An 18,467-nucleotide genomic window follows, 5' to 3' on the forward strand; every position below is an offset into this window, starting at 1 on the left:
ACTCTTTTTCTTATTTAATGACTACATAATCTAATTCAACCATTTTAGCCCATGTAGCAATTTGGTCTGTGGTTAAATTCAATGAAACTACAGTGTGGTGACCGCCGCCATTTTCAATCCATGATTGGACACCATCTGTAAAGTTTGGTTTCACTTTCCATAGTACCCGAGCAACTGGCAAGTGTGGAGCCTGTTCTTCCGGTTCAAATGCAGAGACTTCATTAATTAGAAGTTTGAAATGTGTGCCAAAATCGGACATGGTCACCACTACACCTTCTCCAGCTTTACCGTCAAAGACTAAACGTGCAGGATCTTCACGATCTCCCATTGATAATGGTGAGACAACTACTTTAGGCTTATTACTTGCTAAGGTAGGATCTACTTCCATCATATGAGATTGTAAAATTGATTCTTTTCCTTCTGCTAGTTCATAAGTGTAATCTTCCATGAATCCGGTATTTTCATTGTGTGCCATAACTTTCATCAGACGATCAATAGCAGCAGTCTTCCAATCGCCTTCTCCAGCAAATCCATATCCATCTGCCATTAAACGTTGAACTGATAGTCCTGGTAATTGTTGCATTCCATAAAGATCTTCAAAATTTGTAGTAAACGCATTATAGTTTCCAGCTTCTAAAAAGCGACGTAAGCCAATTTCTTGTTTGACTTGAGCCTTAACATGACTTTTCCATTCTTGATGGTCATAGCTACCATAGTCAAAATCGTAAAGAGTTTTATATTCATTAAAAAGGTCTTCTATTTCTGTTTCTTTTACTGCATCCACGTATTGAACAAGATCTCCAATACCAAAATAATCTACTGTCCATCCGAATTGGATTTGCGCCTCTACCTTATCTCCTTCAGTTACAGCTACATTTCGCATATTATCGCCAAATCGAGCTACCTTAATATTAAAACTTTCATTATAAGCAACTGCTACATCCATCCACTCCGCAACTTGTTTTTGTACCGTAGCGTTTTTCCAGTAGCCAACCACTATTTTATTTTGTTTCTTTAAACGAGCATTGATAAATCCGTATTCTCGATCACCATGAGCAGATTGATTTAAGTTCATATAGTCCATATCAATGGTCTCCCATGGAATACTTTCATTGTATTGAGTCGCTAGATGTAACAGTGGTTTTTGCAGCAATTTCGTTCCACGAATCCACATTTTTGCTGGCGAAAATGTATGCATCCAAGTAATAACTCCTGCTACTTCATCACGATAATTAACTTCTTTCATGATTCTCGTAATCTTATCCGCAGTAACTGCTAATTCCTGAAGTACTATTGGATACGGAAGCTTGCCGCTCTCATTCAGTTCACTAACTAAAGTTTCAGCATGCTTTTTAACTTCCAATAATGTTTCTTCTCCATACAAGTGTTGTGATCCAACAACAAACCAAAATTCTTTTTTTTCTATAGTCAACATAATTTATTCTCTCCCTTAATGTGTGTTTTTTTGTCCATAATAGGCATTTTCACCATGTTTACGTAAGTAATGTTTATCTAAAATCCTCTGTGGAAGCTCTTCAGAAAAGCTGTTCAGCTGTCTAGAAAAAAGATTCATTTTACATACTTCATCTAATACTACTGCATTCATCACTGCATCTTTCGCACTTTCCCCCCAAGTAAAAGGCCCATGTCCATGCAATAGCACTCCTGGAATCTCCATTGGTTTAATATTCCGTTCTTTAAAAGTTTCTACGATTACATGCCCGGTTTGTTCTTCATAACCTTCGTCGATTTCTTTTTGATTCAAAAAACGTGCACAAGGGATTGAACCATAGAAAGTATCAGCATGTGTCGTTCCCATTGCAGGTACATCTAGCCCGGCTTGAGCCCAGATCGTTGCCCAAGTTGAATGGGTATGAACAATACCGCCAATTTCGGGAAACTCTTTGTATAGTACGGCATGGGTGAGTGTATCAGAAGAAGGGTTTAAATTTCCTTCAACAATTTCTCCATCCATATCACAAACTACCATATCGCTGGCTTTCATCTCCTCATAACTAATACCGCTTGGTTTAATTACAAACAATCCCTGTTCACGATCTACGGCACTTACATTGCCCCATGTGTATTTAATCAATCCTTGTTTTGGAAGTTCCAAATTTGCTTGAAATACTTCTTCTTTTAATTGTTCTAACACCATCGTCTCCTCCTTTAGATCAAATGATCAATTGCGGCCTGTTCAATAGCAATTCCTCTTTTGTACCGCTTAATAAAGACTTCAAAACCTTCAACATCTTCTTTTTCAGGTAATTCTTCCGTTCCTATATCACCTGCAAATACTTGACTCTCCAGAAACTCTCCTAAGGATTCAGTTTCATTTTTTCTTTTGCTATAACTTGCTAAAAGAGCAATTCCCCAAGCTCCGCCTTCTCCGGCTGTATCCATTACTGAAACAGAAGCATTCATAGCAGCTGCCATAATTTGTTGACCAACTTTCTTCGTTTTGAACAAGCCACCATGACCATAAATTTTATCAATTTGGACGTTTTCCTCTTTTAAAAGTATGTCCATACCGATTTTTAACGCTCCCAATGCAGAATAGAGATGAACGCGCATAAAGTTAGCTAAATTAAACTGACTTTCAGGTGATCGAACAAATAAGGGTCTCCCCTCTTTTATTCCTGTAATATTCTCTCCAGAGTAATAGCCATAAGACAATAATCCACCACAATCCTTGTCTCCTTCCAGCGCTTTAGTAAATAGATGTTCAAACAACTTATCTGTTTCCATCTCTATTCCTGCTGTTTCTAAAAATTCACGAAACAACTTGACCCAAGCGTTGATATCAGAAGAACAATTATTTGCATGGACCATACCAACCAAATCACCAGCAGGTGTCGTTACTAAATCAATTTCTGGATACACTCTTTGTAATTCTTTTTCCAAAACGATCATAGCAAATACCGAAGTTCCAGCAGATACGTTCCCAGTACGTTTAGCAACACTATTTGTAGCAACCATCCCTGTACCAGCATCCCCTTCAGGTGGACATAATGGAATACCAGGTTGTAGGTTTCCAGTTGGATCAAGAAGTTGTGCTCCTTCTTTTGTCAGATACCCTGCTTCTTCTCCAGCTAATAAGATTTGAGGTAAGATTTCTTCAAGTTTCCAAGTATGATTCTTATCAGCAACTTGTTCATTAAATTGCTGAATCATCCTTAAATCATAATTTTTTGTTTCCATGTCAATCGGAAACATTCCCGAGGCATCCCCAACTCCTAAGACTTTCCTATTTGTCAGTTTCCAATGTATGTATCCAGCTAAAGTCGTGAAGAATGTTATATCTTGTACATGTGATTCTTGGTTTAAGATTGCCTGATGCAAATGAGCGATACTCCATCTTTGAGGAATGTTATAGTTAAATAATGTTGTTAACTCTTTTTCTGCCTGTTCAGTCATTGAATTACGCCAAGTACGGAAAGGAACCAACAACTCATCTTCTTTATTAAACGCCATATATCCGTGCATCATAGCACTGAATCCGATAGATCCAATCGTTGTTAATGTTTCTCCATACTCTTCTTTTACATTTAAAGCCAGTAACCGATAGCTCTCCTGTAACCCCTTCCAAATATCTGAAAGTGAATATGTCCAGATATCGTCTTCTAATCGGTTTTCCCATTCATAGCTACCAGATGCAATAGTAGTAAATTCCTGATCAATCAATACTGCTTTAATACGAGTAGAACCAAATTCTATTCCTAATGATGTTTTCCCATTAGCAATCGCTTCTTTTATCAGCTTTTGTTTTGCTTCCAATACTCTTCCTCCTTTATCTCTTAAAAGTAACCATCAAGTTGAAATGTAATCGCTTTCTATGAAAATAATTATAAATTAGTTATACGTACATGTCAATATAATTTAAAAAATATGTACGAACGTATTTACATAAAAAATAAACTGATTAAATTGTTTGTATACTTAATCAGTTTTATTTTCTAATAGTGCTATTCTATTAAATCTTTAGTTTTTTGCTACTATAGTAACAACGCTCATTGGAGGTATTTTAACCGTTAATTTAGAATCACTTATAGAATAACCATTATAGGCTTCTTTTTGCACATTATCCGGCGTTTCAAACGTATTATGAGCATCCGTTGTTTTACCAGCTAATATCCAAGCTTCAATATTCCCAAAATTTTCGTTACTCAATTCCAATACGATTTCCTCTTTACTGGTAATACTATAGTTACACAATGAAACCGTTAATGTCTCTTCTTTTACAGATGCTGTATAACTAATCGTATCTGAAGTTTCACCAACTGCATCAATTAATGATGCATCTTGATGATTTTGATACATATCAAATACATGATACGTTGGTGTTTTTATCATTTTTTCCCCATCCGTTAAAATCATCGATTGCAAAACATTTACCATCTGAGCAATATTAGCCATCTGAACGCGATCTGCATGCTTATGAAAAATATTTAGAGTAATGCTGGCAATCATAGCATCCCGAATAGTATTTTGTTGATATAAGAAACCAGGATTCGTTCCTTCTTCCACTGCTAGCCACGTGCCCCATTCATCAACGATTAAACCGATACGTTTTTCAGGATCATATTTATCCATTATCGTGCTATGTTTTGTAATAAATTCATCCATTTTATAAGCGCTTTGAATCAATGAGGACCATTCCTCATCAGGGAATCCTGTTGCTGGCCTTTTATCTTCCCATTCAGAAGCTAAAGCATAGTGGTGTAAACTTAAACCATCCATAAAAGGAGCAGCATTCTTCATTAATACTTCTGTCCAATTATAATCGTCTATATTTGCGCCACAAGCGATCTTATAAATTTTTTTATCCGTGTAATTTCGAACAAAAGTCTGATATTGGCGATATAAGTCAGCATAATATTCTGGGCGCATGTTCCCACCGCCGCCCCAACTTTCATTTCCTACTCCAAAGAAATCAACATTCCATCCTTCTTCTTGGCCATTTTCTTTTCGTAAATTAGCCATTGGAGATTCTCCAGGAAAAGTCATGTAGTCAATCCATTCTTGCATTTCTTGAACGGTTCCACTGCCTACATTTCCATTAATATAAGTTTCTGTTCCCAGTTGCTTGCAGAGTTCGAAATATTCATGTGTACCAAAATGATTATTTTCTACAGTACCGCCCCAATTTGAATTAACTATTTTTTTTCGTTCTTCTCTTGGTCCTATACCATCTTTCCAATGATACTCATCAGCAAATAATCCTCCCGGCCAACGCAATACTGGGACATTAATTTCTTTTAATGCCTCAACTACATCCGTGCGAATACCATTCTTATTAGGAATATCTGATTCTTCTCCAACCCAAAGTCCTTCATAAATACATTTTCCAAGGTGTTCAGCAAATTGCCCATAGATGTATTTGCTGATCTTTGCTTTTTTTCTTTTAGTTGTTAGAGTAATGTGATTCATTTTTTATTCTCCTTTGTTGGTTTTTTTTATTTATTTTCCTGGTATTCCAAATACTGGCATGCCTTCTTCATTCCAAGTAAAAACTTGTGCGTTTGCATGTCTATCCGGGACATCTAAAGGCTCTACTTCTGTAACTTTTTTTGGCCGAGCGTGATAAATTAATACATCTTCATTATCATCTTCACTAACTGTAAATGAATTGTGTCCTGGTCCAAATAATAAGTTCTCTTCAGATGAAATAAATACTGGCGTTTCTAGTTTGTTCCAACTATTTTTATTTAATAAATCATCGTCTACATTGGCCCACAACAATCCCATACAATAATTTTCATCTGTCGCACTAGAAGAGTAGCTAATGAAAATTTTATCGTTGCGGATAATAACTGCCGGTCCTTCGTTAACCAAAAATCCGATTTTTTCCCAATCATATTCAGGAATACTCAACAGCGTTTGGTTTCCAACTAATGTCCATGGATTTTCCATTTCTGATAGATATAAATTTGAATTACCCGGAATAGCTGGATCTTTTTGCGCCCAAACATAATACAATTTATCGTTATATTCAAAAGTAGTAGCATCTAAACTGAAACTTTCGATTTCTGTTTTCACTTGACCCTTTTCAATCCATTCGCCTGTTAAAGGATTCGCATCAGCACATTCAAGTACATACATCCGGTGCTGAAATGTTCCCTCAGATGTAGCATCGTCACTAGCAGCTGCAAAATAGATATACCATTTGTTACGTATAAAATGGATTTCTGGAGCCCAAATTAATTTACTCATTTCTCCATTTTCATGAGCATACCAAACAATAACTTTTTCTCCATCCTCTAACTCGTTTAAACTTCTAGCTCTCCTTACTTCGATTTCCTGGTAACCAGGAACAGAACCTGTGAAATAATAATAGCCATCCGTATGTTTGTATATCCAAGGATCAGCTCTTTCTGTAACAATTGGATTTTTATAGTGCGTTAGTGTTTCTTTCATATTATTAAATACTCCTTATTTTCATTAGTTTATAGTTCTTATACCAAAAACAGATACTCCTGAAGATGACATTCCTGTAAATGTGATGGTTGATTTATTCTCATAATCATTCCATTGAGAAAGAAATACACCGTTATATTCGATATCATCTATTATTAATGAAGCAGATTCGCCATCCTTTATTTTCCAACTACCTGTTAATTCACCAGAAATCTTCCCATTTTTCTTTAATTCAATAGATTGAGTTTCTTTGATATCATTAGTTATATCAGTACCATGGTTAACGAATTGATATTTACCAAAAACTTGGTTTTCTGTATACATTTGAATAGTTTCTCCAGCGTATCTCAATGGTGCAATAACTGGCCAATCTTTTTCATTAAAAAAGAACTGATGGACTCTTACTTCGTGTTCTTCTCCTCTATTCGGAAAGCGTGTATGGAAGAAGAGAAAATACTTGTTTAATTTAGGATCATAAAATGCTGAATTATGACCTGGAGATATATATCCTGCAGTAGAAAAAATCTCATTAGAATCTAAAATAAAATTCCCCATTAATTTTGCTCCATAGGGTTCGATTGCTTTATCATCAAAGAAACTTCCAACTGCACCTTTTGCTTCAATCATATCTTGATTTTTGGCATCAATATAAGGTCCATCTGGATTTTTTGACCTGGCAACACGTATATTATATCCACCATTTGCATCTAATCCTCCGAATGATAGGAACAAGTAATAATAGCTCGTTTCTGGGCTATATAAAATGTAAGGGGCTTCAATTCTACTATGATTAGCTCCTAATAATTTTTTTCCATATTCTTGATTCGGTTCTGGCTTTCCAGTTGCTTCATCCATTTTAAGAATGTATATACCACCTGAATAAGAACCATAAACCATCCATAAATAATTATCTTTATCGTAAAAAACATGCGGATCGATAACATTAGGTTCAACTGTTGCATCATGCATTTGTCCGTCTTCCTTTATAGATCCCGACTTCAATATGATTCCAAGATCTTCATATGGTCCCTCAACATGGTCAGATACAGCTACTCCTAATGTAGAAAGTGGGGTTGATCCTTCTGCCGCAGTATAATACATATAGAATTTCCCATCGTCTAATTGTATAATATCTCCTGCCCATAGAGTCTTTGTTTTAGCATACTCAAACGATTCGGCTAGTTCATCATAGACATTTGAAAATAGTTTGCTATTTGGAACACTTGTAGAAAGTTGCTCCCACTGTATCAAATCTTTGGTCTTAGCAAACCCCAAGTGTGAACCAATTATATAAAAAGAACCTTCACTTTGAATAACGGATGGATCATGCACTGTAACATTTTTAAACTCTGGTTCTTCAAAGTTATTTTTCACAGATAAAGGTTCTGAACAACCCCCTAAAAATAAAACTGATAATAAAAGAAACATGATGAAACTTTTCATGTCAATCTCCTTCGGTTTTAGTTAACTTTGTTAGATTTTATTCAGTATCAAACAGATTAGGCTTCTGCTAAACGAATAGCCTTGTTTTTAGATTGATAAACTACAAACATAATTAAATAGCAAAGTAACGAAATAATATCTAAAGTTAGTAAAGAGAGGAATATTAAAGCCCCAGTCCAAAGTATAATTTTTTTCTGTATTTTTCCATCTTCTATTTTCTTAATAATAAAAAAGTTTATAAAACCTATAACAAAGAGAAGTAATCCATAGGTTACAGAAACAGTAAACAAAGAATCCACTAAATTTCCATTTACTTCTACCACATTAGTAGGAATAGTTCTTAAATAAGATATTCCTTCTGATCTAACCCACATAGAATACGCAAAAACTGTTATAAAAGCATTAATTATATTCCATATAGATCCTGCTAAAAATAATTTTCGTTCGATATTTCTTTTCATTACTCTTCACCTCTATTATCCTTTTACACCAGCGTTTAAATTCATTGACTCTATGAAATATTTTTGAGCAAATAGGAATAGTAAAACTGTTGGTACCATAGCAATTATAGCAGAAGCCATTAACTCTCCTGTCATTGCATAGCCACCATATAAATCTTGAAGCAATTGTAGCCCTGCTGTAATAGTCAGCTTATTTACATCATTTAATACAATCGTAGGCCATAAGAAATCATTCCATGATCCTATAAAAGAAAATAATCCTGTTACAATTAAAACTGGTTTAACTAAAGGTAAAATAATTTTAGAATAAATTGTAAAATCTGAAGCTCCATCCATTCTAGCAGATTCATCAAATTCTTTAGGAATTCCTAACATAAATTGGCGTACAAGAAAAACATTACCAACTCCACCCAATCCAGGAATAATTACTGCTAGTGGTGAATTTACCCAACCAAGTGATTCAACAATCTTATACGAGGGAATAATATTAACAACAGCTGGAAACATAGATAATGCAAGGATTGTAAAGAATAATGTTTCTTTTCCTTTAAAATCAATACGAGTATATCCATATGCTGCTAGTGAAACAATAAGTATTACTAAAAAAGTATGTGAAACAGAGATTACCAATGAATTTAAGAACCATTGTACAATTGGCGCACTTGATGTATTGGTTAGGACACTAATATAGTTTTGAATAACCCAATTTGCAGGTAACATACTAAATCCTATTGTCATGATGTCTCCTTGAGCTTTAAAGGAGGTAAAAAAACCAAATAATACAGGAAAGACCCATACTATGCAGGAAGTTATCAAAAAAAAGTAAGCTAAATACTTTGTTACACTAATTTTTTTCATGTTCTCTCTCCTTGCTATCCTTTAGAATTACGATACATGACGATAAATTGAAAAACTGAGATAGAAACAATTACTAAACCTAACAAGACAGACATTGCTGAAGCCATACCAGCAACAGACTCTCCAGTACCAAATGCCAGTTGACGTATATACATCATTAATACATGTGTGCTTTGTTCAGGTCCACCGTTTGTTATCATTAATGGTTGAGCATATACATTGAATGCTCCAGCTGTAGACATGACAACTGTATAAAACAAAGGAAAACGTATAGAAGGTAAAGTAATACTAAAAAACTTCCGTACAGGGCCAGCTCCGTCAATTTCTGCAGCTTCATATAAATCAGCTGAGACTCCACTGATAGCTGACCGATAAATAATTAAGTTACCTCCAATAGCGCCCCATAATGACATGAAAACTATAATCGCCCATGCATTAGGTTGATTTACCATCCATACTGTGACTGAATCCAGCAAGTTATTTACAGGTCCTAGCCGTGGATTAAAAATCAATAACCAAATAATCGCTGCTGCTGATACTGAAATTAGACCAGGGATATAGAAAATAGCTTGAAACAGGCTTTTAAATTTCACTTTTTTATTTTCTAAAGCAACAGCTACTATTAATGGTATCAAAATTTGTAATGGTACCGTCAAACCCACAAATAGCAAAGTGTTTTTTAACCCGTTTCTAAGTTGAAAATAAAATGTTGAACTTTCATCAAAAAGAAGTGTTTTAAAGTTGCTAAGTCCTATCCACACCGGATCTCCAATTAGATTCCATTGTGTGAAAGATGCATATATACCATATATTGTTGGTATAAGTATAAATATTAGAAAAAGAGCAAGGTGAGGGCCAATGAAAGCAAATTGCTTCATCGATTTTCTTTTTTTCTTCTTTACAGTTTCAACTACTAATAAATTTTCACTTTGCATTTTATTATCTCTTCCTTTCTCATGAAATAATTTTGCGGCATCATGAATACGATACCGCAAATTATTTCTGCTTATTAATAAATTACTAGTTTATTCTGCTTCTGCTTCTGCCTCTGCCTCTTCTGCTGCTACTTCTCCTGCTCCGCCTTGAGCTACTAAATCTTCAACTTGACGTTGTGCTTGAACTAGTCCATCTTCTATTTCAATATTTCCATAAATCATATCAACTAATACTGTTGCTAACGCTTGTTCTACATAACCATAGTGTTCGTATTCAAAAATGTGAAGAGATTGTTGTTCTTCTTCAGAAGATGTAAAGAATGATTGTGGATATTGTTCATATTCTGGATCTTCAAAAACATCTCTACTTGCTACAATTTGCCCTGCTTTGGCCCATTCCATAGAGTTTTCGCGTACATAATTTAAAAAGTCAGCTATACCCTGTTCTTTTTCATCTGTTCTTTCTTCATTCTCTAACATTGAGAACAAATGAGCTGATGAACGATTATTAAATGTTTCTGGTTCGAATGCATAAGTATTTGTTACACCCCAGTTTAAGGTTTCAATTGAATCATGCGCTGTTGAAGTCCAAGTTCCATCAGTTGAAAATAGAACATCTCCTCCTTGAAAAATTGCATAACCGTCTTCACCATTTGGAGTAATTAAACCTGCATCTGCTAAATCATGTAACTGACCTACTACTTCTTTCATTTCTGGAGTATCAATCGTTGGTTTTCCATCTAGCTCAATATCTCCACCAAGATTTACCACATTAGCTAGAGTTGTCCATTCAATTAAGGCGTTGTTAATTGCATATTGACCCTCGTCTAACTTTCCTTCCAATGAAAGTAATTCTTCAAACGTAACAACATCATCATCTAAGAAATTAGAAACCCCATATTTTTCTAATAGGTCAACATTATAATACATTGCACTACCGTGTATATCTAAAGGAATAGTATATTGCGTATCATCTACAGTGCCTGGTGCCCATGCTTGCTCTAAATAATTATCAACGTTTAAATTTGGATTATTTTCCATTAAAGACTCAACTGATTCTAACATTCCCAATTTTACAAATCCTGGTACTCTATCCGCGTGTATTAAAGTTAAATCTGGAACTCCTTCACCTGAATTCATTACTGTATAAACCTTTGTGTACATATCAGGAGAGATAACAGATTCTACTGGAAATTCAGGGTCAGTTTCATTATAAGCTTCTACCATATTATCCATATAAGCACCATCATCACCTGTCAAAGGATTCCAAAAAGTAATAGTATTTGGATTACCACAACCAGAAAGACTTACTAATACCAAACCAGCAATTCCTGTTAACAAAGATTTTTTTATCTTGTTCATTATTAAACCTCCAATTTTTTATTTTACGCGTATTCTAATCATATTCCAAGATAGCGGTTCCAATACTGCTGATACAGAGTCATCATTTAGTTCTAATGAATTTCCTTTACTTAATGTAACATTTTCTTTCTCTAGATTAGTTTCTTTAATATCATATCCAGACATTTGTGTAGTTTCAATAACTTCTTCTACTTCAAATCCTTCAATGCTTATTGAGAAGTCTAAACAGTCATTTTTAGAACGATTTACAGCAAAAATAACTATTTCTTTTTTACTCTCATTGTAAGTTGCAATACTTTCAAGAAATGGAACTTTATCAAAATCTTTAGTAGAGTAAGTCTGACTCTCTGTTTCTGGTTCTAAAACAACACCTCTACCAAAATTTGACACTTGCATAAATGGGTAAAAAATAGTTTGTTTCCAAATATCCCCCTCTTCAGTTGTCATAATTGGTGCAATTACATTAACTAATTGAGCTAAACAAGCAATTTTAACTCTATCAGCATTTTTTAATAAGGTAATGAGTAAACATCCGATAAGTAAAGCATCTTCAAAATTATAGATATCTTCTAATAAAGGAGGAGCTACTTGCCAAGGTTTGATTTCTTTGTCTTGTTCATTAGAATGGTACCAAACATTCCATTCATCAAAAGAAAGATTAATCTTTTTATTACTTCCATTTTTTGATTTAATTGCATCACACATGGCGACTACACCTTTTATGAAACGATCCATATCTAAAGATTGTGCTAAGTAGTTTTCTAGATCATTTTCTGGGTTTCCATAGTAGCAATGAAGAGAAAGATAATCTACGTGTTCATAAGCATGTTCAAGAACAGTCAATTCCCAAGAACCAAATGTAGGCATCTTGCTCGTGGAACTTCCACAAACAACTAATTCAATGCTGTCATCTACTAACTTCATAGCTTTTGCCGTTTCTTCAGCTAAACGTCCATATTCTTCAGCTGTTTTATGTCCGATTTGCCATGGACCATCCATTTCATTTCCAAGGCTCCATGTCTTAATCCCAAATGGTTTTTCAGCTCCATTTTTCTTTCTTAGATCACTCCAATAGGTTCCCCCTTCAAAGTTACAATATTCCAGTAAGTTTCTCGCTTCATCAATTCCTCTTGTTCCTAAGTTCACTGCCATGTTTACTTCTGCATTAGCTTCTTTAGACCATTCCATAAACTCGTGAAGCCCAACTTCATTTGTTTCTATTGTCCGCCATGCTAAATCCAATTTACGCGGCCTTTCTTCTACAGGTCCAATTCCGTCTTCCCAATTGTATCCAGAAACAAAATTACCACCTGGATACCGAATTAGAGGGACATTTAATTCTTTGATTAAGTCAATTATATCTGTTCGGAATCCTTTCTCATTAGCACTAGGATGTTTTGGATCATAAATCCCTTCATAAACAGCCCTTCCCATATGTTCAATAAAAGATCCATATAAACGAGGATCAATCTTAGAAATAATTTTGTTTTTATTAATTATTAAGGATGATTTCATTTTTAAACTCCTTACTATTTTTTAATAAACAATTATTTTGCTAAAAACTATCTTCTAGAATTAGTTTATATACATAATATAAATAAAAATGTAATCGCTGTCAATAGTTTTATAGTTAATTGTTTTATTTTTATTTTTAATACAATTAACTAATAAGTTAACAATTATCACTTTAAAAGAATTGACATTAATTTAATTAGCTATTATACTAATATAAAATTAACACATCACATATTTCATTAACTTAGGAGTGATTACATGCAAATAGATATATCTAAAGCTTCATTACCTGTTTACGAAGCTCTAGCCAGTCCTGTGAGACTCAACATTATTCAATTGCTTTCTAAAAATAAAATGAATATAAAAGAAATTGCAGCAGCTATTGGTTTAAGTAGTGCCGTAATAACGAAACATATTAAAAAACTAGAAGAGTCCGGTTTAATTAAAACAGAACGAATTCCAGGAAAATCAGGATCACAAAAAATTTCTATATTAAAAGTGGATCATATAGAAATTTTATTCCCCAAAAAAATTTATCATTCTTTTGAAACAAGAGAAACAACTATTCCGGTTGGACAATATACTGATTATTCTGTTTCACCAACTTGTGGTCTAGCTACGGTCAAGGATTTTATTGGAGAAGTTGACGAACCTAAATTCTTTATGGATTCAAAAAGAATGGATGCACAAATTCTTTGGTTTACAGAAGGCTACGTAGAATATAAAACGCCAAATTTCTTAAACGAGGATGAACAGCTAGAACAACTCGAAATTAGTATGGAAATTTCCTCAGAATTTCCGTTTTCAAACGATGTATGGCCATCTGATATCACTTTTAGTTTAAATGATGTTGAGTTAGGGACTTGGACTAGTCCAGGAGACTTTTCAGATACTAGAGGTAAATTAAATCCTGAATGGTATCCTTCTAAATTAAATCAATATGGATTGCTAAAGACAATAAGAATTACTTCTCATGGAACATATATGGATGGTGAAACTCTATCTGACTTTACAATTCACAATATTAATACGAAAAGCGAGATTTGGAGTTTACGAATTGAAGTAAAGAAAGATGCTGAAAACTTAGGTGGAGCTACTTTATTTGGAGAACATTTCGGGAACCACCCACAAGATATAAAATTTAAGATGTACTATTCTTAAACTAAAAAATCCCATCTTACTTATAATTAAGTACGATGGGATTTTTTATGAAGTTTTTTAACAAACATAAATCTATTCCAATAACTTTTACCTCTTTAATTTAACCCAGTAATTTTCCACCAACAGCGTAGTTGGTTTTTTTCATGTCTTCGATAATAACATGAACTCGGTCTTCGGCTGCTCCAGTATTTTTTACTACTGCTTCTGTAATATCTTTGACTAAACCAGCTTTTTGTTCTGCTGTCCGTCCTTCAACTAATTCAACATGTACAAATGGCATAAATCCCTCTCCTTTCGTAGTTTCTTCTTTCAATTCTAACGATACCTTTTTTATTTTTCAACTCGTTTTTCTTTTTCCTTCTAAACGCCTATCTCTTTGCTGCAAACAGATAATTAGAATTATCGGCTTAATATTAGTATACTTGATTTGTACGATAATTAGAGAGGAGAATTACAAATATGGCAGATTCAAAATTAATGTATCAAACTACAGCAATTAATACTGGTGGACGAAATGGAGAAAGCCATTTACCAGACAATTCGTTTTCTGTTCGGGTTTCTACTCCAAAAGATATGGGCGGCCCTGGACAAGGAAGTAACCCAGAACAATTATTCGCACTAGGCTATAGCGCTTGTTTCAATTCAGCTTTAGAACATATGATGAAAGAAGAAAAAGTAACTGGTAAAAGCCAAGTTACCGCAACTGTTGAATTGCATTCAGACCCAACTGATAATGGGTTTAAGCTCGCAGTAAAATTAGATGTTGGAATTGAAGGACAAGATGAAGCAACTACACAAAAATTAGCAGAGAAAGCTCATGCTTTTTGTCCTTACTCAAAAGCTACAAGCGGCAATATCGATGTAACAGTAACAACTGTTGCTTATGAAGCAGATAAATAAAACTATTTTAAACAAGGCTGGGACTTTTGTTCCGGCCTCTTTTTTGTATTCTGTCCTTTTCTAACTACACATTAAATGTGAAAAGTGATTTCTTTTACGTTTATTGATGAAATAAGTACCGAATAAAGGGCAGGTTGACTAATAAACCAATGGTATTGATCAAACAAGTACTAACTAAACCGCTATTTGATTAATAAACCAGAGTTATTAGTCTATTGGTTGACTCGTTATCATATATTTTTTTCATATTGTTCGACAGCCCATTTGTGGCTGCCTCTTTTTAATTTAGCTAAAGCTTCAGGAATAGTTGCCCATTCCAATTGATTAAAATCCTCTAATGGTTTGCATCTGACTTTCCATGACTGCGCCACATAAAAATAAGCGGGATTATAATAGTACCGTTGGCGATGTTTAGAATAATAATAATCTTCAGCCTTTCCTATAAAAGGACCTACTTTTATTACATATCCCAATTCTTCCATTGCTTCACGTTGTGCCGTTTCTTCATGGGTTTCATTTTCTTCAATTTCACCACCCGGTAATAAATATGAACCATTAGGGGGTGAAACCAACAAAATCTTTTTACTTTTTTGGTCAAAAATTACAATGTGCACTCCAACACGTGTCTGATAATCTTGGTCATCTATTTTCACACCAAAAGTTTCCGTTCCCATTTCGCACCTCCACCTTCTCATTTTATTATCATTATTTTAATCTTTATACTTTTAAGAATCAATAAAAACTTAATCAGTACCGTTACTTTTTCTTATTTCACTTATTAAGTTGCGCTCACTAAAAAAGACAGTTCAAATTTGAACTGTCTTAAAATTGGATGTTTTGTTCTTGTTTTCTATTAAATCTTAGTTGATTCCTATTGCTTTTCTCAATGTTATATTTTGTACAACAAAGTATAACATTGCTATATTAATTGGTGCTAAAACAAGATTTTGCACTAGTCGCGTTGGGAAAATGACAAAGATTGCTTTATCTAGCATAATCGTTAACCAGATCGTATTGAGACCTAAATTGACAAAAATGGCAACCATAATTATGGCTAAAATGATTCTCTTTAATGATTTAGGCTTCTTGTAAAGAACCAGACCATAAATCATTCCGCCGATAAATGCAGACAAGGTAAATCCCGGGAAAAACACTCCCCCGCCAAATAGTATCGTTCCTATTAAATCTGTTATAGCTGAAGCCATCCCAGCTATCCAAGGGCCGTAAAGCATACCGATAATGGCAATGGGCAAAAAGCCAAAACCAATCCGGACAATTGGTGTTTCAATCGAAATAAACTGAGTTAGAACGATCTCTAACGCCATTAATAACCCAATTTTTGAAACACTTCGTGCATCGTACTTATTCTTACTCATTTTGAAGATCTCCTTTGAAGAGCTCCACACATAAAATCTTATGCAGCGAATGCAGAAACAAAACCGCAAATTGTCTAAACAATTTTTCGTTCGCGGGCAACATCCCATCCCAACAACACTTAACGCTTTATTTCCTACTCTGATTTATTACCTAACTTATTGTTCATTCCTTAGGCTAATTCACTATAGCATATTCCTTCTGTTTCTGGTAGCAAACAAAAAAACTTTTTATACATTACATGTTGACATTTATTTTGAAGTTCTGTATATTAAGAACAAGTTAAGTTTAATGAGAAAAAAATGATAAAACACTATGAAAAGAAAAGTAGGTTTATATTCGTCTATAAAAGAGAACCCAGTTAATTGCTGAAAATGGGTTAGACAAATTGAACTGAAGATGGTCTTTGAGTGGAGTTAGCGAATCACTTATTAAAGTGTTAGCTTTCTACGGGAGCACCCGTTACAGTGTCGCAGTATAAAAAGACAACTTATTGTCTGACGTACTGGATAAGGTAAGTATAGCAATATACTTATAAATTAAGGTGGTAACACGAAGCAGACAACTGACTTTCGTCCTTACAAAAAAGCAAATGAATTTGCTTTTTTGTAAGGACTTTTTGATTTTATTAACTACATAATTAAACGCAGTGAAGAGAAAAGTATTTTCACAGAATGCAACAACAGAGAGCCTGAATGCTGAGAACAGGTTTGCAGGAATGAAAAGAAAATGGCCTCCGAGCGGGATACTGAGTGTTTTTAAACATTAGGCTATCATGGGCGCACCCATTACAGTGCTAGAGTATCAGAAGCAATCTTCTCGTACTTGATAAGGAGTTGTTTGCGAGAACAACTCAAATAAAGGTGGTAACACGACGGTAAAGCGTTCGTCCTTTAATCTACAGCAGTAGGTTAATGGACGAGCGCTTTTTTCTATTTTAAGGAGGAATTCACATGATTACATTAAATAATGTAAGTGTCACATTTGCAGGGAAAGAAACGACAATAAAAGCGGTAGAAAATGTTCAGTTAACCGTTGAAAAAGGAGATGTTTTTGGAATCGTTGGCTACAGTGGAGCTGGAAAAAGCACCTTAGTTCGCACGATCAACCTGCTACAACGACCAACAGAAGGATCAGTTATCGTCTCCAATCAGGATCTGCTGAGTTTAAAACCAAAACAACTGCGAGCCGCTCGTAAGAAAATTGGGATGATTTTTCAGCATTTCAACTTAATGGGGTCTCGCACAATTGCTGAAAACGTAGCTTATCCTTTAAGAAAATCGGGATTGACTAAAACAGAAATAAAAGAGAAAGTAGCCGATTTATTAGATTTAGTAGGTTTAACCGATAAAAGCGCTGCTTACCCTTCTCAATTGTCAGGTGGACAAAAACAACGAGTAGCTATTGCTCGTTCGTTAGCCAACGACCCTGAAGTCTTATTATGTGACGAAGCCACAAGTGCCTTAGATCCGAAAACAACTCTTTCCATTCTGGAATTATTGAAAGAGTTAAACCAAAAATTAGCATTGACGATCGTCATAATCACCCATGAGATGCAAGTCGTAAAAGAAATTTGCAACAAAGTGGCTGTAATGGAAAATGGTCATGTCGTTGAAGAAGGCGATTTAGTTTCCATCTTTACAGAACCTAAAGAAAAAATCACAAAAGAATTTATTAATACCGCAACCCATGTTGAACAGGCGTTAGAAAATATTTTAAAGCACCCTACACTACTAGATTTACAGCCTAATGATGTCTTAGCAAATATTTCTTATGTTGGTGAAAGTACAAGTGATCCATTAATTGCTACACTAACAACTCGGTTTGACGTTACAACTAATATCTTATTTGGAAATGTCGAAATCTTACAAGAAATGCCTGTTGGAAATCTAATTGTTGTCTTAAGTGGAGAACCTAGCCGCAGAGATAAAGCTATTGCTTATTTAAAATCAAAAAATGTAAAAGTAACCTTGATTCACCATCACCAACAGATTATCCCATTAAAGAAAAAAACTAATATTATCTAAAGGAGTGAATAAAA

Annotated in this window: 17 protein-coding genes, 1 riboswitch and 2 other annotated features; of the genes, 3 read left to right on the top strand and 14 right to left on the bottom strand. The window is 34.4% G+C overall.

Annotated elements, in window-relative coordinates; translation table 11 throughout:
* Positions 1-10: 10 nt before the first annotated feature.
* From araA to arfA, 11 genes are all read right to left on the bottom strand, one after another.
* The gene (gene araA / locus NST49_RS01675; RefSeq protein WP_251166295.1) at positions 11-1,435 is read right to left on the bottom strand and encodes an L-arabinose isomerase; all 1,425 of its coding nucleotides are present in this window, start codon (positions 1,433-1,435) and stop codon (positions 11-13) included.
* 15 nt (positions 1,436-1,450) lie between these two features.
* Positions 1,451-2,155: an L-ribulose-5-phosphate 4-epimerase gene (locus NST49_RS01680; protein WP_251166306.1), complete on the bottom strand. Its 705-nt coding sequence runs from the start codon at positions 2,153-2,155 to the stop codon at positions 1,451-1,453.
* Between the two features lie 14 nt (positions 2,156-2,169).
* Entirely contained in the window at positions 2,170-3,777 is a 1,608-nt protein-coding gene (locus tag NST49_RS01685) for a xylulokinase (protein WP_251166294.1), read from the bottom strand.
* Between the two features lie 204 nt (positions 3,778-3,981).
* A complete protein-coding gene (locus NST49_RS01690; RefSeq protein WP_251166293.1) occupies positions 3,982-5,430 on the bottom strand; it encodes an alpha-N-arabinofuranosidase in 1,449 nt (482 codons plus the stop codon).
* 30 nt (positions 5,431-5,460) lie between these two features.
* Complete coding sequence (locus NST49_RS01695) at positions 5,461-6,417, bottom strand: glycoside hydrolase family 43 protein (RefSeq protein WP_251166292.1); 957 nt, start codon at positions 6,415-6,417, stop codon at positions 5,461-5,463.
* Positions 6,418-6,441: 24 nt separating this feature from the next.
* Positions 6,442-7,860: a glycoside hydrolase family 43 protein gene (locus NST49_RS01700; RefSeq protein ID WP_285836236.1), complete on the bottom strand. Its 1,419-nt coding sequence runs from the start codon at positions 7,858-7,860 to the stop codon at positions 6,442-6,444.
* Positions 7,861-7,916: 56 nt separating this feature from the next.
* On the bottom strand, positions 7,917-8,321 hold the full coding sequence (locus tag NST49_RS01705) for a hypothetical protein (RefSeq protein WP_251166291.1): 405 nt from the start codon (positions 8,319-8,321) through the stop codon (positions 7,917-7,919).
* A gap of 15 nt (positions 8,322-8,336) precedes the next feature.
* Positions 8,337-9,179 (bottom strand): carbohydrate ABC transporter permease, encoded by an 843-nt coding sequence (locus tag NST49_RS01710; RefSeq protein ID WP_251166290.1) that lies wholly within the window; start codon positions 9,177-9,179, stop codon positions 8,337-8,339.
* A 14-nt stretch (positions 9,180-9,193) separates the two neighbouring features.
* Positions 9,194-10,114 (bottom strand): carbohydrate ABC transporter permease, encoded by a 921-nt coding sequence (locus NST49_RS01715; RefSeq protein ID WP_432803435.1) that lies wholly within the window; start codon positions 10,112-10,114, stop codon positions 9,194-9,196.
* Positions 10,115-10,204: 90 nt separating this feature from the next.
* Positions 10,205-11,476, bottom strand: coding sequence for an extracellular solute-binding protein (locus NST49_RS01720; RefSeq protein WP_251166289.1), 1,272 nt, complete (start codon positions 11,474-11,476; stop codon positions 10,205-10,207).
* 18 nt (positions 11,477-11,494) lie between these two features.
* Positions 11,495-12,991, bottom strand: coding sequence for an arabinosylfuranosidase ArfA (arfA, locus tag NST49_RS01725; protein ID WP_251166288.1), 1,497 nt, complete (start codon positions 12,989-12,991; stop codon positions 11,495-11,497).
* 258 nt (positions 12,992-13,249) lie between these two features.
* Between arfA and NST49_RS01730 the strand changes: the two genes are divergently transcribed.
* Positions 13,250-14,152, top strand: a complete 903-nt coding sequence (locus tag NST49_RS01730; RefSeq protein WP_341046718.1) for an ArsR/SmtB family transcription factor — start codon at positions 13,250-13,252, stop codon at positions 14,150-14,152.
* A 100-nt stretch (positions 14,153-14,252) separates the two neighbouring features.
* Here the strand turns inward: NST49_RS01730 and NST49_RS01735 are convergent, their stop codons facing one another.
* Entirely contained in the window at positions 14,253-14,432 is a 180-nt protein-coding gene (locus NST49_RS01735) for a 2-hydroxymuconate tautomerase (protein ID WP_251166286.1), read from the bottom strand.
* Positions 14,433-14,611: 179 nt separating this feature from the next.
* On the opposite strand from NST49_RS01735, the gene NST49_RS01740 reads away from it, so the two are divergent.
* Entirely contained in the window at positions 14,612-15,052 is a 441-nt protein-coding gene (locus NST49_RS01740) for an organic hydroperoxide resistance protein (protein ID WP_251166285.1), read from the top strand.
* Between the two features lie 230 nt (positions 15,053-15,282).
* On the opposite strand, the gene NST49_RS01745 is transcribed toward NST49_RS01740, so the two are convergent.
* Positions 15,283-15,726, bottom strand: coding sequence for an NUDIX domain-containing protein (locus tag NST49_RS01745; protein WP_023176735.1), 444 nt, complete (start codon positions 15,724-15,726; stop codon positions 15,283-15,285).
* Between the two features lie 186 nt (positions 15,727-15,912).
* Positions 15,913-16,428 carry a folate family ECF transporter S component gene (locus NST49_RS01750; RefSeq protein ID WP_251166284.1) on the bottom strand — a complete coding sequence of 172 codons (516 nt, stop codon included), beginning with the start codon at positions 16,426-16,428 and terminating at the stop codon, positions 15,913-15,915.
* Between the two features lie 41 nt (positions 16,429-16,469).
* A riboswitch (THF riboswitch) is annotated at positions 16,470-16,572 on the bottom strand.
* A gap of 160 nt (positions 16,573-16,732) precedes the next feature.
* Positions 16,733-17,009 (top strand) — a binding site (T-box leader).
* A gap of 57 nt (positions 17,010-17,066) precedes the next feature.
* Positions 17,067-17,323: a binding site (T-box leader), on the top strand.
* A gap of 56 nt (positions 17,324-17,379) precedes the next feature.
* Here NST49_RS01750 and NST49_RS01755 point away from each other — a divergent pair.
* A complete protein-coding gene (locus NST49_RS01755) occupies positions 17,380-18,453 on the top strand; it encodes a methionine ABC transporter ATP-binding protein (RefSeq protein WP_341046721.1) in 1,074 nt (357 codons plus the stop codon).
* Positions 18,454-18,467 lie beyond the last annotated feature (14 nt).

This window comes from Carnobacterium sp. FSL W8-0810 (assembly GCF_038007125.1).
GTDB classification, from domain to species: Bacteria; Bacillota; Bacilli; order Lactobacillales; family Carnobacteriaceae; genus Carnobacterium_B; species Carnobacterium_B inhibens.